The organism is Bradyrhizobium manausense (genome assembly GCF_018130615.1).
GTDB classification, from domain to species: Bacteria; Pseudomonadota; Alphaproteobacteria; order Rhizobiales; family Xanthobacteraceae; genus Bradyrhizobium; species Bradyrhizobium manausense_A.
The window spans coordinates 85,782-108,005 of the sequence record NZ_JAFCKB010000024.1 but is presented as its reverse complement, the minus strand read 5'-3'; the positions used below and the strand labels follow the sequence as shown (position 1 = coordinate 108,005).

The window sequence follows — 22,224 nt, the reverse complement described above, 5'->3', positions numbered from 1 at the left end:
TTCATATTCCGGAGGAAAGAAAATGGCGTTGATGCGTCGGCAGTCGCTGGTCAAGTTCGATGCGCCCTTGTGCGAGACCATCGTCGATACGCCGAAGCCGCAGGGACGTGAGGTGCTGGTGCGCATCGAGCGCTGCGGCCTCTGCCATTCCGACCTGCACATCCAGGACGGCTACGCCGATCTCGGCGGCGGCAAGAAGCTCGACACCACGCGCGGCATGTCGCTGCCGTTCACGCTCGGCCACGAGATCGCCGGCGTCGTCGACGAAGTCGGGCCCGACGTGCCGGCGAGCCTCGTCGGAACCAAGAAGGCGGTGTTTCCCTGGATCGGCTGCGGCCAGTGCCGCGACTGCAAGAATGGCGACGAAAATCTTTGCGCCAAGCAGCGTTTCCTCGGCGTCTCCATCGACGGCGGCTTCGCCACCCACGTGCTGGTGCCCGACGCGAAATATCTGCTCGATTACGATCCCCTGCCCGTCAACCAGGCCGCAACCCTGATGTGCTCCGGCGTTACCGCCTACGGTGCGCTCAAGCGCCTGGTCGACCGTCCGCGTCAGCGCAACTTGCTGCTGGTCGGTCTCGGCGGCGTCGGCATGATGGGCCTGTCGTTCGCGCAGGCGATGTTCAAGCAGCCGATCACGGTTGCCGATCTGTCGCCGGCCGCGCGCGACACCGCGCTGAAGAACGGCGCGGCCAACGCCTACGATCCGTCCGAGCCCGACGTGATCAAGCGTATCCTGAAGGAGACCGACGGCGGTTTCGACGAGGTCGTCGATTTCGCCGGCAACGAGAAATCGATGGCTTTTGCGGTCGCGGTCGCCGCGCGCGGCGGCAAGGTCGTGGTCTCCGGCCTGATGGGCGGCCAGTTCACGCTGCCGATGGTGCAATGGGTCTACAAGCGCCTCACCGTCGAAGGCTTCATGGTCGGCACGCTCGCGGAAGCCCACGAACTGATGGCGCTCGCCCGCGCCGGCAAGATCAAGCCGACGCCGATGCGTGAAGAGCCGATGGGCGATGTCCAGAAGTGGATCGACGAGCTCCGCGCCGGCAAGGTCGTCGGCCGCATCGTGCTGAAGAACTGAGTTTCAGCCGGCCGCGAGAGGCTCGTCTCGCGGCCGCGCACGGAACGGCTGCGCCCGCATCGCGTTGGCAGCGCATGTCCATTCGCTGCACCGTCGAGAGCGCATTCTTCATCGCCTGGAGCTTCCTCGAGAAGACCGGCGAGCTCGGCCCGCCTGACGCGTCCGCCAACATTCTTCTCGATGCGATCGAGGCGCAGCTCAAGACCGGCGAGCGCCGGCCGCTGATGCTCGCCAACAAAGCGATCGACGCATACCGGAACTCGAACCGCCCGCTGGCCGCGCGCGAAGCCCGCCTCGGCTAGCGGCGTCAGGCAACGCCTTCGGACCTGCCGGCCTGGCGGCGTGACGTAGGAGGCCAGCGATCCGTCGGGCAGAGCGGGTGCGACTCGCGCATGCCCTATGTTCACTCCTGAGCGCGTGCTCCGGTATAGAATTCCGTAGTTCTCCGGCCGTGAACAGAGTTCGAGGCGTGGCAAGCATGCAACGCGGACTGCGCCCCAGCGCCTTAAAACCCTCAAGACGCATCGTCGCAAGCCACCGCGGCGTCATCTTGACCCTTGACCTGCCTGTGCCAGGCCGGCGGCTGCCGCCCGCGTAAGGAATCGTTAATGCGAATTACCGGGCACGCCTCGATGGCATCGAGCCGATGGGTTCATACTGGCGATGGCGACGCGGCCGTCTCGTTAACGCGTTGACCGCGAATCAGCAGTCGGATTGGTGGCCGACATCGATCGTTTGAGTTCCGAGGATGGACCCGCATGCGCCCGACTTTTCGCGTCCAGCCGTGCTGAACACCGATAGTCGTCCTTTCCCCGAAACTTACGTTAATCGAAAGCACAACTTGCATTGGCGCGCGAACCGCCGTTCAATGGTCCTGCAAATCGCCAGCACATTTCTTTTCTTTGCCTTTGGTTTTTCAATGCAGACCGTGCTCACCGTCCTCGGCATCTGGCTCCTGATCAACGTGCTCTTCGTCGTGATCTTGATCCCACCGCGCAAGCCGCGGAAGCTGGATCAGGCGCGCGCTTCAAGCGGACTCGCGTCTGTTCCGATCGACCGGAGTGCCTATGCCTTCGATGAGGATGAGAAGATCTCGCTGCGCCACACCATCTTTGCCATTGCGATGGGGACGCTGTTCTCCCTGACGCCGCTTCTGCTGGAAGCCATCGACGGCATCAAGCAGACGATCGGAAAGTACCGCAAGCGCGGCTAGCGGCGCGCGAGGGTAACGAACGATCCCCCGAGACGGTTCGCAGAGAGCCCCGTGCCGGGACAGCGTGACGCCAGCTGACGGATCCTCGTCCCGCAAGCAGGAGGTCCTCAAGCACGAGCGCCTGATCACTTCGGACTTCGGCTTGGAACACCCTGCGCGTCCCGTGCGTTGGCCTCCCGTCAAGGCAACGACGGAGTCTGAATTGCATGACGAAGCCGCTGACAAAAACGGTGCAGCCAGTTCCCGACGAGAACCAGAGCCACAAGGGCGCCGGCAGTGCGCCGACAGTTCCCGTCGACACCACCAAGGGCCATCGCGACGACGAGAAACAAAACATCCGTGAGCAGGCCGCGCACGGCAACCTTACCCAAAACACCAGCAACAGGCGCATGGGATAGCCAGATACCAGGGGGATCGAACACAGGAGACACGACCTTGATCAATCCGGGAAAATGGTACGATCCGATCTCCGAGCGTTGGATCCCGCCGCGCGAACTCCACTCCAAAGCAACATCCCCCCACGCGACCGAAAACCACGTCCTCGAGCTTCAGAGGACGGTCGAGATCCAGCGCATCTGGCGCTTGCTGGTCGATTGCTGCGCAAGCAAGTGACGCTCTTGCGCGTGCGTGACGGCGGAGAAGCGCGCCGTCCGCCGCATGATTGTCTCCCCGCATGACTGATCCCGCATCACCCGCCAGACCCGTCGCAATCGCAATCCGCTATCTCGCGGCCCTTGCCGGCTGCGCCTGCCTGCTGCTCACCGCCATCTGCTTCGCCATCGCGTGCCAGGTCTTCATCCAGACCGGCGTGTTTGCGCAGTCCTACGCAATTGTGGGATTGATCAGCGGCGTGCTGGGACTGTTGGCGCTGAAGCTGGCGAGCGTATGGAAATCGACCCTCGCAGCGCCTTCTCGGTCCCCGCCGCGATCATCTTGAGCCTTGCGGCTGTGGTGCGTTGCGCGGCGATTCCCCCCTCCTCCGAACTGCGGACAATTCGACCGAGACCAAGAGGAGTCGCGGAATGATGATGACGATCGCGGCCATGGCACTGAACACAAGCATGTCCAGCGCATCGTCCCAGTCGTCGACCGCAAGACTGAATCTCGGGGGCAGGTGCAGATAATTGAGCCCAACGACACATGCCGCGCATACGACCAGCGTGACACGAGTCCCAAGGCAAAGCGAACTCAGGAACACCAGGATAAAGTAGAGCTTGAATATTCTACCGAGCGCGCGACCTGAATCCAGCTCGAGATCCAAAGCGAATCCAACGGAGAGGATAACCATCGCCACCAATATGCGTACAGCCAGGGGACTCTGCCTCAACGCGGCCAATGCCCGAATGCGCCTTGCGGTCGACTCGGGGATATTTCCCTTCAGTATCCAGTAAGTGGCATGAACGAAGGCTAAACCCACAGCGAACCCGATCCAGGTTCCTCCGAAGAGATTGGTCGCAGCCAAGACAAAGATGGCGCTTGCATAGGCAAGCATCCGCAACAGCATATCCAGACCACCCGTTTCGGCCTGGGCGTGACTCTCGCCGACCGCCGGACGCAGCTTCTCCGGCTGGCGTGTCGCAAGACATTCGAACAGCCGCTGCTCGATGTCCGCGAACATCGCGGCTCGTTTCTTGTACAAGCTTCTTTTCTTCGCCGGAATCTCGTCTTCGGACTTCATCGAAACGCCGACTGGCAACGCGTAAAAGCCATCGCCATCATATGTGCCACCGCGCTCCTGCCAGACTTCATCATAGGCGAGAGAAAACCCTCCGCTCACTCCCGTAAGAGGATGATTGTCCTGCGAAACGGCAAGGATCCGATGGACCCCGACGACCTTGCAAAAGACCTTGAAGACTTCCAGCGTGAAGTCGCGCGGGCGCGCGCCATGCGCGTTCTTCGTGAAGCGCCTGTAACGCTCGAGGACGTCCTCCTCACCTTCGACCTGGCGCCGCCCCTGGATGCCGCCGATAAACGCCGTCCGTATTCCGTCATCGGTCCGCAACGAGAAGCTTACGCTGAAGATTCGGTCATCTCGCTCCCAGATGCTGAGCGCAAGTTGGCCGTCCCGCAGAAGCCACCGTGGCTGATCGAGACTGATCCGATATTCAGGTGAAAATGGCAGCTCGATAAGATCGGCAACCGCTTCAGGCTCAACGTCGGCGATCCCGCCGATCGCGGCGACCGTCTCGACATGGCTTTGAGCAGTACGCGTCTTCGTCGCGGCATCCCAATTGGCCGCAATGAAACGACCATAGACGATCTCGATGATCTCCGGGCGAGCGCGAAGATAGCGGCCGAAACCACTGGTTCGCGATGCAAAGATCCATGGCAACAGGAGATTTGCGTGCCTCAGCAAGGCAAACGCGAGCGCCAAGCTCGTTGCGACTCTTGCACGGGCCAATCGCGACAAATAGTGAGAAAGCATAACCTTACAAAACCAGAAGAGAGAAAAAAGCCTCACCGCGTGATCCGCACGCAGAACTTCAAATGGCCAACGATTCAAACGTCACAAAAGGCACGAAGGTAATTGGTGTCAGGGCTGACAGGTCAACGCGACCCAACCGCTCCCCTCGGTCATGAATTGCCAACCGCAACTCGTAAATTCGATCAGGTGCACAGGGTTCGCATAGACCACGACAAGCTGGCGGCGATCCTCCCGGTACGACTCCCGCAAGTGAAGGGCGACCTTCCCGACCACGTGTGAGCCGAACGGGTTGTAGAGGTAAATGAGTAACGCGCCGGACGGGAGGACAAACTGCGTGGCATCGCCCACCACGACCTCGATGTCACCACGCAGACCGCGCAACGCAGCAGCGTTAACGTTGTTGCGTGCGGCCGCGACGAACGACGGCACGAAATCGACTCCGATGATCGTCTTGAATGGGAATTGAGCGGCAAGCAGCAGTGCTCTTCCTTTGCCGCATCCGAGGTCGACGAAGGTATAGTCGGAAATCGGCAAATTCAGAGCATCCATGATCTGCCTGAATTGGAGCGGATCGGACGCGATGTGCGCAAGACCGTGCTTTGCGTTCTCGCCGACAATGCCGTGCTCACCAGCGAGATTCTGCACACCTGCCGTATCAGTACCGAACTTCCGATCAAATTCGGCGTCCGCTTCCAACTTCTGCTTTCGCCACGCCGCCAGTTCGCGTCCACCAAGACCAACACGCCTGAGCAGCCGCACAATCAGCTCGCGCAGTCCGAATTCCGAGCGGATCACCAGCGCGCGCTGTAGGTGGAATGACAAAGAACCGACGAGGCTTTGCTTATTCATCAATTATCTCGGGTCGGCATGAATGCTGAACAGTGACCCAGATGATCGATCGCGGCAAGATAGGCGGCGCGACCAACCACAACCCTAGTTAATCTCTATCGACTTAGATGTCTCGATGTCATGTTGGTGTAAGGTTCCAGCAATTGCGCCACCGTCCAGACGAGACTACCGGCGCCGGCGCGATCGGCTGCGCTCGCGCGATGCGGTTGACGGCTAAGCATTGAATTACCTTTGGTCCGTCGGGCCAGCAAAACACCTCGTCACCTCTCAATCAAAATATTCCAATTTATCGAATTTCGGATTTATCCCACAATCGCGACGTCCCGACCCTGCCAAAAAGGGGCGTTTCGCAAAGCGGCCGCGGGAATGTGAACCATGCGCCCTTCCCGGCCCGATGCGCCTCTGATGTCACCGGCAAGAACGTCGCACCGCTTTTCGCCCACGCAGCCAGCTGGTAGATTGGCATTGTTGTCTTGGGGAATTTTGATGCACGCGAGGATTTTCAATCGCGTCCTGATGCTGGCAGCACTGGTTGCGGCCACGCTCACCGTCGCGCAACCAGCAGCGGCCGAGAAGCGCATCGCCCTAGTGGTCGGCAACTCCGCCTACAAGAACGTCACGCCGCTCGACAATCCCTCCAAGGACGCGAGCCTGATGGCGGAGACGCTTGGCTCGCTCGGCTTCACGCTGGTCGGCGGGCGCGCCCAGCTCGATCTCGACAAGGGCGCGATGGACCTCGTGGTACAGAGCTTCGGCCGGCAGGTGCAGGGCGCCGACGTCGCGCTGTTCTATTATGCCGGTCACGGCGTCCAGGTCGCCGGCTCGAATTACCTGGTGCCGGTCGGTGCCAATCCGACGCGCGAGGCCGACGTCGATTTCCAGATGACCGACGTCAACCTGGTGCTGCGGCAGATGCAGGGCTCCGGCACGCGGCTCAACCTCGTCATCCTCGATGCCTGTCGCAACAACCCCTTTGGCTCACGCGGCCTTCGTTCCTCCGAGGGCGGCCTTGCACAGATGCGCGCGCCCGAGGGCACGCTGATCTCCTACGCGACGCAGCCCGGCAACGTCGCGCAGGACGGCAGCGACGGCCACAGCCCCTACACCAAGGCGCTTGCCGCGACGATCCGCACCGCGGGCCTCGACGTGTTCCAGACCTTCAACCAGGTCGGCCTCGCGGTGAAGCGCGCTACGTCAGGTGCGCAGCAGCCCTGGGTGTCGTCCTCGCCGATCGACGGCACCTTCTACTTCGTGCCGCCGACCCAAACAGCGCCGCCGCAGGTCGCGGCAATGCAGCCCGATCCATTGCCGGCGGACCGGCTGCGCGCCGATCCCGACCGCGTTCCGCTGCGCGACGCCGCGCTGCTCAGCGAATTGAGCGAGCGGCTCTATGAACTCAATTTCGATCCGGATACGCCGGACGGGCTGACCCGTGCGATCACGAAGCTGCAACAGCGGATTTCCATGGCGCCGACGGGCGAGCCAACCGAAGGTCTGCTGCTGCGGATGCGCAAGATGGAGGACCTCAAGCCGTGGGGCTCAATCGTCTACGGTCCCGACAGCAGCAAATGGGGCATCTCGTGGAATCATGCCTCGCGGCGCGCGGCGGTGGCGGATGCGCGCGGCAATTGCGGAGGCGCCAAATGTCCAATCGAACTCTCCTTCTATGGCAAGAGCTGCGGCGCGTTCGCGATCTCCGACAAGTCCTGGTCGCTGGTCCAGCGCGACAGCGTACAGCGCGCGAAGGACGCCGCGCTTGACGAGTGCGGCAAGGCTGGCAAAGCTTGCCGCATTGTTGGAAGCGTTTGTGCCGACGGCTCCGGCCGCTGATTTCGCCGCTGTCTTTTTCATGATGATGGATTTCTGGCTCATGTCGAACAATGCAAGCCGTTTTGCCCTCGCCGCGCTTCTGCTCGCTCTCGCCTCCCCATCGGCCTTCGCGCAATCCGGCAGCGCCGGCGGCTCGATCGGCAATGACGAAAAATCGCTGTCCGGCTCGCGCCAGGATAGTTCTTCAGGCCGCTCCGCAGAACCCGCGCCATCGGCGCGCCGGAGCAAGCCAGCCGCCGACGAACAACGCTCGTCGTCGCGACGTGGCGGTGGTGTTGGTGGCGGCGGCAGCTTCGACGGCGCCTGGGCCGTCACCAGTGTCGGCTGTGGCGGCACGTCCAGCGGCGCGACCGTCGTGACCTCGGGCCGCGTGATCGGCCAAGGCGTCAGCGGAACCGTCAGCGCGAATGGCTCGGTGCGCACGTTTGGACAGGGTGAAGGCGGCATCACCTATACCGGTGCCGGCCGCCTGTCCGGGCGCGGCGGTTCCGGCACCTTCCACCGCTCCGACGGCTGCTCGGGAACCTGGACCGCGAGCAAGCAATAGCGCCGGCAAAAAGCCTGAAATCGCGACGGAACGAACGCCGCGCAGGCCCGATTCAGGCCACATCCTCTCCGGATTTGCGGCTCATTGCCACCTAACTCTTTGTCGAGAAAGGGAAGGTAACAAGTTGCGTCATGCGTAACCGGGAGACCAGGATGGGCAACCGCACCGCAAAGTTCATATCCGCGCTAGTCGGCAGCGTCATTGCCGGCGCACCGCTGGCCGCTGTTTCGCAGAACGCCCCAAGCGCACCCAGCGCCGCGAGCACGGCGAATGCCGCGAGCGACTGCCTGACCTCGCCGAAGGATGCCACGCCGCAGGGGCAGCATTGGCATTATCGCGTCGAGCGCGGAACCAAACGGCAATGCTGGTATCTGCGTGCCGAAGGCGGCAAGGCCACACCGAGCGCGCAGGCGACCGACGCAACGAACGCGGCTCCGACTGCACCGCCATCGGTACAGGATGCGCGTGCTGAATATGTCGGACCGCAAACCAGCCCCGCAGCGAATGCACCGCCGCCGGCACCGGCCGCAACTGCGCAAGCTCCGGGCGCCACCACGGATGGCAATGCGCCGCAGCCCGCTGTCGCCACGCGCTGGCCCGATGCCGCCCCGGCAGCCGTTTCGCCCGCGCCGCAATCTGCGCCCGTCTCTGCAGCTGCAGCACCGGCCGACGCGCAGCCAAGCGCACAGCCGTCCGCATCCCCTGCCCCGGTGGCACTCGCCGCGGCGGATAGTGCGGCCGACAAGCCGACCGGGTCGGTGCAGATGCTGCTGCTCGTCATCGGCGGCGCACTGACGCTCGCCGGCCTGCTCGCCAGCGTGATCTATCGCTTCGCGGGTGGGCGTGGGCGTGTGCAGGCCGCCGATCGCCGCGTGAACTGGGACCATCAGCAGGATCACGACGACAGCCGCGCGCCGTGGCTCAATGCAGTACCGCCACGCGTGGAACGCCCGCGTCCGGTAGACTTCGACGCCGTGCGTCCGCAAGCCCGGCCGATCGCCGCATTCGGCGACGCCATCGGAAGGATCGCTGCGCAAGGTCGTCCCGCCGAGGTTGCGGCCGTAGAGCCCGACGAGACCGAGATCGACTATTTCGACCGCGAACTGGAAATCGAGGCGACGGCACCGCAGCTCGCGGCCGAGAGCCATGACGACGAAGATACCTTCGGTCACGTGGATGCGCATCAAGAGCCCGTCCGCAACGCGGACGCGCATGAAGACGATGCACGCGACGAAAACGCCGTGGACATCGACATCATCACGGCGATGCTGGAACGGCTGGCGGTCGAAGGGCCGCGGCTGGCGCAGCCAAGCCTTGAGCTTAGCCTTGAAGCTGACCTTGCAGCCCTCGCACGAAGCTCACGAGGCCGGTCCGCCGCTCGCGCTTGAGGCGCTCGGCCTTCAGGATCGACTGCACCTCGGCGAAGGCATCGTCAACATTGTGGTTGATGACGATGTAGTCGTACTCGGCCCAGTGGCTCATCTCGTGACTGGCGCGGCTCATCCGCTTACGGATGACCTCGTCGGAATCCTGCGCGCGCGAATGCAGGCGCTTCTCGAGATCGGCAGCTGAGGGGGGCAGGATGAAGACGCTGACGACATCCGCGCGCGCCTTCTCGCGCAGTTGCTGCGTGCCCTGCCAGTCGATATCGAACAGCACATCCTGACCGGCCGATAGCGCAGCCTCGACGGGGCTGCGCGGCGTGCCGTAGCTGTTGTCGAACACGGTCGCCCATTCCAGGAGCTCATCGCCCTTCACCATGGCGTCGAACTTGGGCTTGTCGACGAACAGATAGTCGCGGCCGTCGACCTCGCCGGGCCGCATCGCCCGCGTGGTCGCCGACACCGACATGCGCAGGCCCGGCATGCGATCGATCAACAAGCGTGACAGCGTGGTCTTGCCTGCGCCCGATGGCGAGGACAGCACGAACATCAATCCGCGCCGCTCGACACCGTCAGTTCCGTGACCGCTCGTCGTCATCGATCACTCCAGATTCTGGACCTGTTCGCGGAATTGCTCGACCACGTTCTTCATGGCGAGCCCCGTGTTGGTCAGCTCGATGTCGTTCGACTTCGAGCAGCAGGTGTTGACTTCGCGGTGAAACTCCTGCGCCAGGAAGTCGAGCTTGCGGCCGATCGGGCCGCCCTTGCCGATCAGCTCGCGCGCCTGCGCGATGTGCGACGCGATACGGTCGAGCTCCTCGCGGATGTCGGCCTTGGTCGCGATCAGGATCGCCTCCTGCATCAGGCGGTCGGAATCGAACCGGTCGGACGTATCCAGCAGCGCGGCGATCTGCTCGGCGAGCCTCGCCTTGATCGCCTCCGGCTTGCGCCCCGGCGAGCCTTCCGCCTTCTTCGCGAGCTGCTCGACCTCGTCGACCCGCTGGGTCAGGATCTGCCCGAGCGAGGTGCCCTCGCGCTTGCGCATTGCCACAAGTTCATCGAGCGCCTTGTCGAACGCGTCAGCAGCCGCGGCACGCGCGGCCTTGTCCTCTTCCTCATCGCCCTCGGGCTCGGCGACCTCGACGACGCCCTTGATGGCGAGCAGGCCGTCGATGCTCGGCGCGACCGCGTCGACCTTACCCGCGATCACCGCGGCGGCCTTGAGCACGGCGTTGAGCACGTCCTCATTGACGCGGACAGAGGCGGCGGCATTGGCGCGCTTGACGTTGAGATTGGCGTAGACGGTGCCGCGCGACAAAAGCTCGCCGGCGCGCTTCTTGGCGTGGGCCTCGAGCTCGTCGAACCCCTGCGGCAGCCGCACCCGCAAGTCAAAGCCCTTGGCGTTGACCGACTTCAATTCCCATTCGAACGTATACGGCCCGCTTGCGCCGTGGCTTCGGGCAAAGCCGGTCATGGACGACAGCGCCATCAGGTCAAATTCTCCGACAAACATGGGATTCGCGAGGCCATCAGGCCACGCGAATCTTAAGACTATTTTGCAGGAAAGTGGAATCCGCAAAGTCCGCAGGCAGGTCTGCTCTGCACCGGGCCTGAGGCCGGACCACGCCTAGCGCTGGATCACCGGCGGCGACGGCTGCACCGCGCCCTGCCGGGCGGGGGCGGGATTGCCGGGCCGCGCCGGCGGCTTCTTCTGCTGGGTCGGCCGGGCTGGCGTGGTTGCGGTCGGCGCCGTGTCTGCGGCCGCGGGCGCTGCGACGGCCGGCGCCTGCGCGTCGTCGGCCGGCTCGACCGTATCGTTCTGGATCTGCTTCTCCATCGCGCGCAGCTTGGCGACGTTCTTCTGGTGCGCGTCGTAGGTCTCGGTGAAGGCATGCCCGCCGGAGCCGTCGGCGACGAAATAGAGGTCGCGGGTGCGGGCCGGATTGGCGGCGGCCTCCAGCGAGGCGCGGCCAGGATTGGAGATCGGGCCCGGCGGCAGGCCCTCGATCACATAGGTGTTGTAGGGCGACGGCTGCGTGATCTCGCTGCGCTTGATCGGGCGCCCCAGTGTGCCCTTGCCGCCGACGAGGCCGTAGATGATGGTCGGATCGGACTGCAGCTTGATCTTCTGCTTGAGACGATTGACGAACACGGCAGCGACCCGGCTGCGCTCGTCCGGCTTGCCGGTCTCCTTCTCGACGATCGAGGCGAGCGTCTCCAGCTGCTCCGGCGTCTTGACCGGCAGGTCCTGGCTGCGGCGCTCCCATATCTCCGCGAGCACGCGCTTGTGTGCCTGCTGCATGCGCTGGATCACCTGGTCGCGCGGGGTCCCGCGCGGGAACTTGTAGGTCTCGGGCAGCAGCGTGCCCTCGCGCGGCAGCTCGCGCACGCTGCCGGTGAAGATGTCGTTGTCGGACAACCGCGCCACGATCTGCTCGGAGGTCAGCCCTTCCGGAATCGTGACGGCGTGCTGCACCACCTTGCCCTCGACGATGGTGGCGATGACGTCGCGCAAGGAGGCGTTCTTCTGGAACGAATATTCACCCGGCTTCAGGTCCGAGCTCGCCTTCAACGCGGCCACCGCGGCGATGAACACCCACGGATTGACATCGGTCACGCTTTCCTTGTTCAGGGTCTCGGCGATGTCACGCTTGCCGGCGCGCTGCGGGATGTTGACGATCTTGTCTTCCTTCAACGGTCCCGGTGCCTCGAGCACCTGCCGGCCGTAATAATAGGCGCCACCGGCACCGAGCATGGCGATCAACAGCAGGGTGATGATGGCGTTGCCGACCACGACGAAGGGGTTGCGCGCCCGCTCCGAACGCTTCGGCGGCGGCGGGACCTGCTCGGGCTCGAGCGCTGCCCGCGGACTCCGGGGCGAAATGGGCGGCCTTTCACTCATCGAAGCAACCTGAATCCTGCCGGTTCAATCGCAGCCTGACAATCGCTTGCCGAGCCAATGCACGCGCCCACAGACATGACTATCGCCGAATACGGCAAAACGGTGGATTCGTCGCAAATACAAACTATTGGGCCAGACGCCGGACGATCACCGACGCATTGGTACCGCCGAAACCAAAAGAATTCGACAACGCGACGTTCACGTCACGCTTCTTCGCCTTATGCGGCACGAGATCGATCGCGGTCTCCACCGACGGTGTATCCAAATTGATGGTTGGCGGAACGACATTATCGCGAATCGCGAGGATGGCGAAGATCGCCTCGATCGCGCCGGCCGCACCGAGCAGGTGGCCGGTCGACGATTTGGTCGAGGACATCGCGACCTTGGAGGCGGCATTGCCGAGCAGGCGCTCCACCGCACCGAGCTCGATCTCGTCGCCAAGCGGCGTCGAGGTGCCGTGCGCGTTGATGTAGTCGAGGTCGGATGCCGCCAGGCCGGCGCGCTTGAGCGCGGCCGACATGCTGCGGAAGCCGCCATCGCCGTCGGGCGACGGCGATGTAATGTGATAGGCGTCACCCGACAGGCCATAGCCGATCACCTCGGCGTAAATCCTGGCCCCGCGGCGCTGCGCATGCTCGAGCTCTTCGAGCACGAGGACGCCGGCGCCCTCGCCCATCACGAAACCGTCGCGATCCTTGTCATAGGGGCGCGAGGCCTTCTCGGGCGTGTCGTTGAAGCCGGTCGACAGCGCGCGCGCGGCGTTGAAGCCGGCAATGCCGATGCGGCTGATCGGCGACTCGGCGCCGCCGGCGACCATCACGTCGGCATCGCCGAGTGCGATCAGGCGGGCGGCATCACCGACCGCATGGGCGCCGGTCGAGCAAGCCGTCACCACCGAATGGTTCGGCCCCTTGAGGCCGTGCGCGATCGAGACGTAGCCGGAGGCGAGATTGATCAGGCGGCCGGGAATGAAGAACGGCGACACCCGGCGCGGGCCGCGCTCCTTCAGGAGAATGGCGGTGTCGGCAATGCCGTTGAGGCCGCCGATGCCGGACCCGATCATGGTGCCGGTCGCGCATTTGTCCTCTTCGGTCTCGGGATGCCAGTTGGCATCGTCGAGCGCCTGGCCGGCTGCGGCCATGCCGAAGATGATGAAGTCGTCGACCTTGCGCTGGTCCTTCGGCTCCATCCACTTGTCGGGATTGAAGGTGTCGTTGCTGCCGTCGCCACGCACGACGGTGCAGGCGTATTTGGTCTGCAGATCGGAGACATCGAAGCTCTCGATCCTGCGCGCACCGCTTTCGCCGTTGAGGATGCGTTTCCAGGTCGGCTCGACGCCGCAGCCGAGTGGCGACACCATACCGAGACCAGTGACGACAACCCGCCTCATATCCGAAAACTCCGCATCGAAAGATTCACGGCCAATAACAAGAAACCGGCTGACCGCTGGGAAGCGGCCCGTCCGGTTTCAATGTTGTCCCCGCGAAAATGAAGAGCCTTAGCTCTTCGCGTTCTTCTCGAGAAACTTCGTGGCGTCGCCGACGGTGAGAATCGTCTCAGCGGCGTCGTCCGGAATCTCGCACCCGAATTCTTCTTCGAACGCCATCACCAGCTCGACGGTGTCCAGACTGTCGGCGCCGAGGTCGTCGATGAAGCTCGCTGCGTCGACAACCTTCTCGGGTTCAACACCAAGGTGTTCGACCACGATCTTCTTAACCCGTTCGCCAATGTCACTCATTGCATAACCTCGTGTTGTTCCCTGTAGACCCGACCCCCCGGGACGATACGAGCCGTCGTGGTCGTTGACTGCCTTCGCTTACGAACTTTGATTTGGCCCCACCTTAATCGATGGAGGCCCGGCGAACGACGGCCAAGGCTCCGCATCGCCAATATACAGGGTTTCAAAAACCTGCAATGGCGTTCTTTGCCCATCCGTTGAGCGCCCGGTTATCATACTTCAATTGCCTTGACTACACGCCTCAATTCGCTCCGGAAACGGCCGTTTGCCGCATCTGGCCCCGCCCATGTGGGCAGTGCGGAACGAGGTATCAGATCATGGCCATGCCACCGTTGACGTGGATGGTCTGGCCAGTGACATAGGCTGCTTCGTTCGAACTCAGGTAGACGGCGGCTGCCGCAATGTCCTCGGGCGTCCCCAGGCGGTTGGCCGGAACCTTAGTCAGAATCGTCTCGCGCTGCTTGTCGTTGAGCGCATCCGTCATCGGCGTCTTGATGAAGCCGGGTGCGATGCAATTGGCCGTGACGCCGCGCTTGGCATACTCGGCGCCGAGCGTCTTGATCATGCCGATCAGGCCGGCCTTCGACGCGGTGTAATTGCCCTGCCCGGGATTGCCGGTAACGCCGACCACCGAGGTAATGGCGATGATACGGCCGAAGCGCTTGCGCATCATCAATTTGGTGGCGGCTCGCGCCAGGCGGAATGTCGCGGTCAGATTGACGTTGATGACCTCGTCCCAGTCCTCGTCACGCAGCTGAACGAACAGATTGTCGCGCGTGATGCCGGCGTTGGCGATGAGAATGTCGACCTGGCCCATTGCCGCTTCCGCAGCCGGCACCAGCGCCTCGACTTCATCAGCCTTGGAGAGATTGCAGGGCAGCACATGGGTGCGCTCGCCGAGCTTGCCGGCAAGCTCGTCCAGCACTTCCTTGCGCGTTCCCGAGATCGAAACGGTCGCGCCCTGCGCATGCAGCGCCTGCGCAATGGCACCGCCGATGCCGCCGGTCGCGCCGGTGACGAGCGCCTTTTTGCCAGTCAGATCGAACATTGAAAAACTCCTCTAGCCCTGCTTCGCAGCGGCCAACGCATCCTTCGCGGCGGCAATATCGTTCGGACCGCCGACTGACACGCCGACGGCGCCGTCGGCAATGCGCTTGACTAAACCCGTCAGCACCTTGCCCGCGCCGATCTCGAAGAAACGGGTGACGCCCTGCCCCGCCATATAGGCAACCGACTCGCGCCAGCGCACCGTCCCCGTAACCTGCTCGACCAGGCGGCGGCGGATTTCGTCGGGATCGGTGATGGCGCTTGCCAGCACGTTCGACACCAAAGGCGCGGCCGGCGCCTTGATCGTGACCTTGGATAGCGCTTCGGCCATTGCATCCGCCGCGGGCTGCATCAGCTGGCAATGGAACGGTGCGGACACCGGCAGCAGCATCGCGCGCTTGGCGCCCTTGGTCTTGGCGATCTCGACGGCGCGGTCGACCGCGGCCTTGTCGCCGGAGACGACCACTTGTCCGCCACCATTGTCGTTGGCAGCCTGGCAGACTTGACCCTGCGCCGCCTCCTTGGCGACCTCCATGGCCGCGTCGTAATTGAGGCCAAGCAGCGCGGCCATGGCGCCGGCGCCGACGGGCACGGCTTTCTGCATTGCGAGACCGCGGGTGCGAAGCAGGCGCGCGGTGTCGGAGATCGTCAGGCTACCGGCCGCGGCCAGCGCCGAATATTCGCCGAGCGAGTGGCCCGCCACGAAAGCCGCATCCCGCCCCACGGAAAATCCGGCTTCAGCTTCCAGCACGCGCAGGGTGGCCACAGACACCGCCATCAAGGCCGGCTGGGCGTTTTCGGTGAGCTGAAGGGTTTCGGCCGGGCCATCCCAGATCGTGGCCGTCAGCTTCTCCCCAAGCGCGGCATCGACCTCGTCGAACACGGCGCGTGCCACCGGAAAGGCGTCCGCCAGGGCCTTGCCCATGCCAACCGCCTGGGAACCCTGCCCCGGAAATGTGAATGCTGCCGTCATCGGCGCTCCCTGGATCGCTCGAGCCGTGTGCTTCGAGAACCCGGCAGCCGATTACGTCCCGGCCCGCGCCTTGGTTCCCGACCATGCTCCGAAAGGGGCCGTAGACCCGTCTAGGGCAAAAATGTCAAGCCGAGATGGGGTAACACCCGCCCGGTACCTGGTGTCATCCCGCGAAGGCGGGGATCCATATCCCCAGGATGCAGTTGTGGCGCGACGCTGCAACTACGAATCCCCGCAGCCACGACTGCCTGTGGTGATGGGGCCCGGGCTCGCGCTTCGCGCGCCCCGGGGACGACGAGCGGAAAACGAGGCGCGAGCGCCTGTCCGCCTCAAAACCCGCCGGCCTTCTGATCCGCACCGACCTCGGCCCCGGCCTGCGCGCGACGCGCGCTGTTCACGAGCTGGCCCGGACGGTCATCCCGATCAGGCTTTGCGGTCGCGAGCCGCAGCACCGCAGCGTAGCCCGGCTGCACCTCCATCCGGCCGGCATGGCGGCTCTCGCTCAGCAGGCGATGCACCTTCGGCAGATTGTAGCAGGGCACGTAGAACAGCAGATGATGTTCGAGGTGGTAGTTCACGTAATACGGCGCGATGAAGAGACGCTCGAGAAAGTTGGCGTGCGTGGTGCGCGTGTTGCGCAAGGGATCGCTGCTGTCAGGGACGACGGCGTGCTCGGCGATGTTGCGGATGCGGGTGATGACCATCATCCAGGTGAGCAGCGGCACCAGCCATAGCAACGGATAAGCCCACCACGCGCCGGCCGCCGCGCACGCGGCAAACATCGCGGCGTTGACGAGGCATTGCGGGCCGAGCTTGTCCCAGAAATGCGCGGCGCGCTGCCGCCACGACCAGTCCTTCGGTCCAAGCGCGTTGAGCAATTGCGCCTTGCGCTGCTGGTAGCCGGTCTGCCCGGTGATGTCGCGAATGAACTTGCGGCGATAGCTGAGCCTCGTGATCGGAAACGGCGCCGACAGCACCAGGTCAGGGTCGTCCTCCTGCTGGGTGCGTGCATGGTGCTGCAGGTGGTAGCGCCGATAGCTGCGCGTCTCGGCAAAGAGCGGATAGGCACAGAGCCATTGGCTGAGGGCCAGGTTGGTCTTCTCGTCAGCGGACAGACAGCCATGGGCGCCGTCATGCATGAGGATCGCAAGTCCAAGCTGGCGCGAGCCGATGACAGCGACGGCAAAAATATACGTGATCGGATTGGGCCGCCACGCGACGAGCGCGATCGCGCCAATGATCAGTGCCCAGGCGTGTGCGATCATCGCGACACCCTTCCAGGTCACGCGCTGGCGCACGTCAGCCAACTCATCGTCGGTCAGGAAATCGCGGGCTCGCATGCGAAGCGCGGTCATGGCCTACCCCTCTTCGTTCGATCGGCTTGAAGCATCGCGCTCGTCGACGAGACGCAGGCGCCCGGTGTCACCGCCAGATTTTGCCTGCTCGCCGAGCACACGCAGCATTTCGGCACACAACGCCTCGGGCGAGCGCCCCATGGCGTAGCCTTCGAGCATGACCCCGATGGCGACGGCCCAGAACCGCCGCGAGCTTTCGTCCGGCGCGCGCAGCGAGCGCCAGCCATGGCGCGCCACCTGGCCCGCATAGGCGCGCGCGCCTTCACCGTGCAGGCGTTCGATGGTGCGCTCGACCAGCGGCGCGAGATCCTGGCGCCGCCGCGTCAGCGTCAATGCCTCGGCGAAGAAGGCGATCGAATCGCTCGCGGTCACGGTCTCGGCCAAAGCGTGGGTGTACTCGCGCGGCGTGCGCGCCTTCAGCGCCGCCTGCTCGGTCGCGCGCGCCAGATACAGGAGATCGCGGCAGGCGCATTCGACGAACAGGGCTTCCTTGGTGCGGAAGTAATAGGTGATCTGGCTCGGGAATGCGTCGGCGGCGGCTGCGATGTCCGTGATCGCGGTGCCCGACAGCCCCCGCTCCCGAAATAACGGGCTCGCGGCATCCAGCAGCATGGAACGCATCTTGCGGCCGGCCGAGCGAGTCGCCCGCGCCGCATGCTTGGGGTCACCCGCCGCCTCAAGCGGTTCCTGAGCCGACTTTTCCGCCATCGGATCCTCCCTGACTTATTTGTATGATATACAAACAAATGGATCAAGCCGAATATGGTAAGGGAGGACCGGTCGCCAGCCCGCACCGGGACGAAAGCGCGGCGGCAAACCTTGCCAAGCCGGCCAAAATCCGTATAACGCGCGCATCCGCAGACCCCGGCCGGGAGCTGAACGGACGGTCTCAGCAAGTCATTCGTGATTTTGGTGTGGCAGGGCCAGTCGGCCCGTCGTCCCGTGTTTCCGCCTTCTGAGCTTAATCCCAGAGTCCTTTCCGAAGGTCTCTTAAGGGCTTGACGCCGGGCGATGCGCTAACACGAGGAAAGGACGACAATGGCTCTCTATGAGCATGTTTTTCTCGCGCGCCAAGACGCGAGCACGCAGCAGGTCGAAGAGCTGACTGCGCAGATGACCGGCATCGTCGAGGGTCTCGGCGGCAAGGTCACCAAGACCGAGAATTGGGGCGTTCGCTCCCTCACCTACCGCATGAACAAGAATCGCAAGGCGCACTTCGTGCTGCTCAACATCGACGCGCCGTCCGCGGCGATCGCCGAGATCGAGCGCCAGGAGCGCATCAGCGAGGATGTGATCCGCTATCTCAGCGTCCGCGTCGAAGAGCTCGAGGAAGGCCCGTCCGCGATGATGCGCAAGGCCGACCGCGATCGCGAGCGTGACGACCGTGGCGGCGGCTTCCGCGGTGAGCGCGAAGGTGGTTTCCGTGGTGACCGCGAAGGCGGTTTCCGCGGCGGTGATCGTGACGGCGGCTTCCGCGGCGATCGCGGCCCGCGCCGCCCGCGCGACGAAGCTGAAACGACGGATGGGGAGTAAGAACAATGGCTGAAGCTGGTGCACGCCGCCCGTTTTTCCGTCGCCGCAAGAGCTGCCCGTTCACGGGAGCCAATGCGCCGAAGATCGACTACAAGGACTCCAAGCTCTTGATGCGTTACGTCTCCGAGCGCGGCAAGATCGTGCCGAGCCGCATCACCGCGGTGTCCGCGAAGAAGCAGCGTGAGCTCGCCCGCGCCATCAAGCGCGCGCGCTTCCTGGGCCTGCTGCCCTACGTCATTCGCTGACAGGACCAATTCGACCGGCGGCTGTCGGGCCGCCGGTTGCCCTGCTCTGCATTGGCGAGATTTGAATTGGAGAGCCGCCCTCGGGGCGGCTTTTCTTTTGAAGGTTTGCCCGAACATGATTTTGTCGGGATCTCGGATCCCGCATCCGAGGCCTGCGTCGCTTCGCATGCGCCTCGCGACTTGCGGCGCGGAAAGCAATACTTCTGGCGCGCCGCGCAATTGACAGGAATTGCAACGATAAAATACTGCGCATCTTGCTGATCCGACCAAATTGAATGGAGGCAGAATGCGCACCGTATTTTTAGATGACGTGAGGATTTTCGCGACCAGGATTCTCACGCTTGCCTCGTTGAAGCACGCGGCAACGGCGTTGTTCATGTCGGCGATACTGGTGAACGTCTCTGCGTCACCGTCCACGGCCTCGACCTGGAACAACCAAACCCTGACCTTCAATTATTACTTTCCGAATTACGGAGATGTATTCCCGGGCAGCCCGATCACCTTTGTTGCCGACGGGTCACAGCACCTCAGCACGTTTGCCAACAAATTTCCGGCGACGTTCTCGGTCGTCGGGATTGGACCCGATGAGGTGCAGATCAGCTACTACTACCCGATAGCCGACTATCCGAAAGGCGTGGGGCTGAGCGTCTATCCGTTCAACGGATTCAACATTTCGGGTCCCAATGGACTGTCGCCGATCATCTCAGCGTTCGTGGATTCAAACAGCAACGTGACCGGTTTGACCGATTCCGATATCGCCTTCACGGCCAACTCGGTCTCGGTCAACCTGGCAGGGGTCGGATTTCCGGCCGGCTCGGCCGGTCTGATCGACATCCAGTTTGCAAGCGCGGTGCCGGAGCCGTCGACCTGGGCCATGATGATGCTCGGGTTTTGTGGTTTCGGTTTTCTCCTCCATCGCCGCAAGAGCTCAGCGTTGGGCGCAGCCTGATCACGTCAAGCCGGGAACCTTCGACGACCCGCACGACGCCGCCCATCAAATTGGGGCGTTGAATATCCGGCCGAAAATGGATAGAAGGCCGGCATTGGTTTGGGGCTCCCGTTGGGAGCCTCAATCGTTTGCGACTGCCGAGAGGTAGTTCGCAGGGCTGAGCGAGCTGAGGTTTCTGCTGCGGTTTCTGCTACATAGCATTGATCGGCCTGCATAAACTTCTGATAATACTAGCGTTTCCGCTGGTCTCGCTCTAACCGCTCGAAGGGAGCGGGACAGCTGATGATGGTATTTGGACTGATAGCCCTGATCGCCGGCGCCGCGTCGGCCCTGATGTTCGCCTCGATGGCGTCAGGGGCGCCGATCTCGCTCGTCCTGGTTTACCTCGCTCCTCTGCCCCTGATGCTTGCCGCGATCGCCTGGGGACCGCTCTGCGGCGCGATTGCCGGCCTTGTCGCAACGCTCCTTATCGCCACGGCGCTCAGCCCGCCCCTCGCGCTCGGTTACGGTCTTGCGTTCGCGCTGCCGGCCTGGTGGCTTGGCCATCTCGCCATGCTGGGAAGGCCAGCGGCTGACGGCGTCGCAGACAGCGATGCGGCGCCGCTGCAGGTCGAATGGTATCCGCTTGGACGCATCCTGCTCTGGATTGCAGCGCTGGCCACGCTGCTGACCGCTGGATCTCTGTTTTCGCTAGGAAGCGATGCGCCGGCCATTAGTGAGGCGATGCGCCGCGGCTTCGCCAAGGTTCTTTCACTGGTGAGCGAGACGACCGTTACCGAGAGTGATCCCGTTGTCGGCTTGATGGTGGCAGTCATTCCGGTTCTGGTAGCCGCATCGCAGATGGCGACCCTGACCTTGAATCTCTGGCTTGCTGCCAAGGTCGCGGCTGTCTCAGGGCGGCTGCATCGGCCCTGGCCCGACCTCAGCGGCACGAGCTTGCCGCCAATGACCCTCGTGGCACTCTGCGTCGCGCTTGCCTTCAGCTTCTTCGGCGGAATGACCGGCCTGCTCGCGGTCGTCGTCACGACCGTCTTGATGATGGCCTATGCGCTGATCGGCCTTGCCGTTCTGCACACCATCACGCGCGACCTCGCCAATCGCGCGTTCTGGCTCGCTGCCACCTACGTCATCATCCTCATGTTCAGCGTGAGCCTTGTCCTGCTGACCGGCCTTGGGCTCGCGGACGCCGTGTTCGGCTTCCGCGAGCGCTTCCTGCGCAACCGGCAACCGCCGCCATTGCCGATATCTTAAGTCCAACCCGAAAACTGAAAACCCAGAGCATCTCAAAGGAGAACGAATATGGAAGTCATTTTGCTGGAACGCGTGAGCAAGCTCGGCCAGATGGGCGAAGTCGTGAAGGTTCGCGACGGCTATGCCCGCAATTTCCTGCTCAAGCGCGGCAAGGCGCTGCGCGCCACCGCCGACAACCGCGCCAAGTACGACGGCATGAAGGCCGATCTCGAAGCTCGCAATCTTGCCTCGAAGGGCGAGGCGTCCAAGGTCGCCGAGAAGATCGAGGGCAAGAACATCATCGTGATCCGTCAGGCGTCTGAAGCCGGCCAGCTGTTCGGCTCGGTCACGGTGCGTGACGTGGTTGCTGCTTTCGAGGCCGACGGCGTGTCGCTCGCCCGTCCGCAGGTGCAGCTCGATGCGCCGATCAAGACCATCGGCAAGCACTCGATCACCGTCGCGGTTCACCCCGAGGTCGAGGTCGAGGTCACCGTCACGGTTGCGCGCAGCCAGGACGAGGCCGAGCGCATCAACCGCGGCGAGGACATCTCCACCCGCAACGAGGACCGCGACGCGGCCGCCGAGGCGATCGCCGCCGCCGGCGAATTCTTCGATCCGGAAGCCCAGCACGACGACGTTGCGCCGGCTCCGGCTTCGGACGAGACTGAGAAGTAAGCCTCGCATTCATGCAAGGCTGCGGAGCCCGGCTGCCTCAGGCAGCCGGGCTTTTCGTTTTTGCGCCGACATCCTCGCTCAGCATCGCAATCGAGGCGAGCGCCGTTGCCGTGTGCTTCTCGACACCGTTGCTGACGCAGAAACATGTCGGCCGCGACCACGGAGACCTGACGGCCCGGCTTGATCACCCTGGCACGACGGATCAGCTTGTCGCCAACCGCTGGCGACAGCAGATTGAGCTTGTATTTCT

Annotated in this window: 24 protein-coding genes and 1 pseudogene; 13 read left to right on the top strand and 12 right to left on the bottom strand. The window is 63.7% G+C overall.

Annotated features, from left to right (window positions below):
• The first annotated feature begins 22 nt into the window (after positions 1 to 22).
• From JQ587_RS32110 to JQ587_RS32090, 5 genes are all read left to right on the top strand, one after another.
• Positions 23 to 1,081 carry an alcohol dehydrogenase gene (locus JQ587_RS32110; protein WP_212299394.1) on the top strand — a complete coding sequence of 353 codons (1,059 nt, stop codon included), beginning with the start codon at positions 23 to 25 and terminating at the stop codon, positions 1,079 to 1,081.
• 74 nt (positions 1,082 to 1,155) lie between these two features.
• Positions 1,156 to 1,383, top strand: a complete 228-nt coding sequence (locus JQ587_RS32105) for a hypothetical protein (protein WP_212428004.1) — start codon at positions 1,156 to 1,158, stop codon at positions 1,381 to 1,383.
• A gap of 446 nt (positions 1,384 to 1,829) precedes the next feature.
• Positions 1,830 to 2,294 (top strand): hypothetical protein, encoded by a 465-nt coding sequence (locus tag JQ587_RS36810; RefSeq protein ID WP_249154624.1) that lies wholly within the window; start codon positions 1,830 to 1,832, stop codon positions 2,292 to 2,294.
• 206 nt (positions 2,295 to 2,500) lie between these two features.
• Positions 2,501 to 2,692: a hypothetical protein gene (locus tag JQ587_RS32095; protein ID WP_200299952.1), complete on the top strand. Its 192-nt coding sequence runs from the start codon at positions 2,501 to 2,503 to the stop codon at positions 2,690 to 2,692.
• A gap of 275 nt (positions 2,693 to 2,967) precedes the next feature.
• Positions 2,968 to 3,231: a hypothetical protein gene (locus JQ587_RS32090; protein WP_212299391.1), complete on the top strand. Its 264-nt coding sequence runs from the start codon at positions 2,968 to 2,970 to the stop codon at positions 3,229 to 3,231.
• On the opposite strand, the gene JQ587_RS32085 is transcribed toward JQ587_RS32090, so the two are convergent.
• Entirely contained in the window at positions 3,223 to 4,668 is a 1,446-nt protein-coding gene (locus tag JQ587_RS32085; protein WP_212428003.1) for a DUF535 family protein, read from the bottom strand. The genes JQ587_RS32090 and JQ587_RS32085 overlap by 9 nt on opposite strands.
• Before the next feature lie 159 nt (positions 4,669 to 4,827).
• Positions 4,828 to 5,568, bottom strand: a complete 741-nt coding sequence (locus JQ587_RS32080) for a methyltransferase domain-containing protein (protein ID WP_212428002.1) — start codon at positions 5,566 to 5,568, stop codon at positions 4,828 to 4,830.
• Between the two features lie 486 nt (positions 5,569 to 6,054).
• Between JQ587_RS32080 and JQ587_RS32075 the strand changes: the two genes are divergently transcribed.
• From JQ587_RS32075 to JQ587_RS32065, 3 genes are all read left to right on the top strand, one after another.
• Positions 6,055 to 7,398, top strand: coding sequence for a caspase family protein (locus JQ587_RS32075; protein WP_212428001.1), 1,344 nt, complete (start codon positions 6,055 to 6,057; stop codon positions 7,396 to 7,398).
• A gap of 40 nt (positions 7,399 to 7,438) precedes the next feature.
• Positions 7,439 to 7,945, top strand: a complete 507-nt coding sequence (locus tag JQ587_RS32070; protein WP_212428000.1) for a hypothetical protein — start codon at positions 7,439 to 7,441, stop codon at positions 7,943 to 7,945.
• Positions 7,946 to 8,097: 152 nt separating this feature from the next.
• Positions 8,098 to 9,333 (top strand): hypothetical protein, encoded by a 1,236-nt coding sequence (locus JQ587_RS32065; RefSeq protein ID WP_212427999.1) that lies wholly within the window; start codon positions 8,098 to 8,100, stop codon positions 9,331 to 9,333.
• Here the strand turns inward: JQ587_RS32065 and gmk are convergent.
• The 9 genes from gmk to JQ587_RS32020 all read right to left on the bottom strand — a co-directional run bounded on the left by gmk (position 9,266) and on the right by JQ587_RS32020 (position 18,050).
• Positions 9,266 to 9,925 carry a guanylate kinase gene (gene gmk / locus JQ587_RS32060; RefSeq protein WP_212299376.1) on the bottom strand — a complete coding sequence of 220 codons (660 nt, stop codon included), beginning with the start codon at positions 9,923 to 9,925 and terminating at the stop codon, positions 9,266 to 9,268. The two genes, JQ587_RS32065 and gmk, sit on opposite strands and share 68 nt — an antisense overlap.
• Positions 9,926 to 9,928: 3 nt before the next feature.
• Positions 9,929 to 10,816 carry a YicC/YloC family endoribonuclease gene (locus JQ587_RS32055; protein ID WP_212428019.1) on the bottom strand — a complete coding sequence of 296 codons (888 nt, stop codon included), beginning with the start codon at positions 10,814 to 10,816 and terminating at the stop codon, positions 9,929 to 9,931.
• Positions 10,817 to 10,954: 138 nt separating this feature from the next.
• Positions 10,955 to 12,229, bottom strand: a complete 1,275-nt coding sequence (mltG, locus tag JQ587_RS32050) for an endolytic transglycosylase MltG (RefSeq protein WP_212427998.1) — start codon at positions 12,227 to 12,229, stop codon at positions 10,955 to 10,957.
• A 124-nt stretch (positions 12,230 to 12,353) separates the two neighbouring features.
• A complete protein-coding gene (gene fabF, locus JQ587_RS32045) occupies positions 12,354 to 13,619 on the bottom strand; it encodes a beta-ketoacyl-ACP synthase II (RefSeq protein ID WP_212299373.1) in 1,266 nt (421 codons plus the stop codon).
• A gap of 108 nt (positions 13,620 to 13,727) precedes the next feature.
• Positions 13,728 to 13,967, bottom strand: a complete 240-nt coding sequence (locus JQ587_RS32040) for an acyl carrier protein (protein WP_008130699.1) — start codon at positions 13,965 to 13,967, stop codon at positions 13,728 to 13,730.
• A gap of 310 nt (positions 13,968 to 14,277) precedes the next feature.
• Positions 14,278 to 15,015, bottom strand: coding sequence for a 3-oxoacyl-[acyl-carrier-protein] reductase (gene fabG / locus JQ587_RS32035; RefSeq protein WP_212299372.1), 738 nt, complete (start codon positions 15,013 to 15,015; stop codon positions 14,278 to 14,280).
• A gap of 12 nt (positions 15,016 to 15,027) precedes the next feature.
• Positions 15,028 to 15,987 carry an ACP S-malonyltransferase gene (gene fabD, locus JQ587_RS32030; protein WP_212427997.1) on the bottom strand — a complete coding sequence of 320 codons (960 nt, stop codon included), beginning with the start codon at positions 15,985 to 15,987 and terminating at the stop codon, positions 15,028 to 15,030.
• A 329-nt stretch (positions 15,988 to 16,316) separates the two neighbouring features.
• On the bottom strand, positions 16,317 to 17,342 hold the full coding sequence (locus JQ587_RS32025) for a fatty acid desaturase family protein (RefSeq protein ID WP_212427996.1): 1,026 nt from the start codon (positions 17,340 to 17,342) through the stop codon (positions 16,317 to 16,319).
• Positions 17,343 to 17,345: 3 nt separating this feature from the next.
• Complete coding sequence (locus JQ587_RS32020) at positions 17,346 to 18,050, bottom strand: TetR/AcrR family transcriptional regulator C-terminal domain-containing protein (protein ID WP_212427995.1); 705 nt, start codon at positions 18,048 to 18,050, stop codon at positions 17,346 to 17,348.
• A gap of 330 nt (positions 18,051 to 18,380) precedes the next feature.
• Here JQ587_RS32020 and rpsF point away from each other — a divergent pair, with 330 nt between their 5' ends.
• From rpsF to rplI, 5 genes are all read left to right on the top strand, one after another.
• The gene (gene rpsF, locus JQ587_RS32015) at positions 18,381 to 18,875 is read left to right on the top strand and encodes a 30S ribosomal protein S6 (RefSeq protein ID WP_057757987.1); all 495 of its coding nucleotides are present in this window, start codon (positions 18,381 to 18,383) and stop codon (positions 18,873 to 18,875) included.
• A gap of 5 nt (positions 18,876 to 18,880) precedes the next feature.
• Positions 18,881 to 19,120: a 30S ribosomal protein S18 gene (gene rpsR / locus JQ587_RS32010; RefSeq protein WP_007592020.1), complete on the top strand. Its 240-nt coding sequence runs from the start codon at positions 18,881 to 18,883 to the stop codon at positions 19,118 to 19,120.
• A 286-nt stretch (positions 19,121 to 19,406) separates the two neighbouring features.
• Entirely contained in the window at positions 19,407 to 20,069 is a 663-nt protein-coding gene (locus JQ587_RS32005) for a PEP-CTERM sorting domain-containing protein (protein ID WP_212427994.1), read from the top strand.
• 282 nt (positions 20,070 to 20,351) lie between these two features.
• Positions 20,352 to 21,320 (top strand): DUF2232 domain-containing protein, encoded by a 969-nt coding sequence (locus JQ587_RS32000; protein WP_212427993.1) that lies wholly within the window; start codon positions 20,352 to 20,354, stop codon positions 21,318 to 21,320.
• Positions 21,321 to 21,368: 48 nt separating this feature from the next.
• Entirely contained in the window at positions 21,369 to 21,974 is a 606-nt protein-coding gene (gene rplI / locus JQ587_RS31995) for a 50S ribosomal protein L9 (protein WP_212427992.1), read from the top strand.
• A gap of 37 nt (positions 21,975 to 22,011) precedes the next feature.
• On the opposite strand, the pseudogene JQ587_RS36805 reads toward rplI, so the two are convergent.
• A pseudogene (locus JQ587_RS36805) lies at positions 22,012 to 22,222 on the bottom strand (hotdog family protein); the annotation flags it as partial.
• Positions 22,223 to 22,224: the final 2 nt, after the last annotated feature.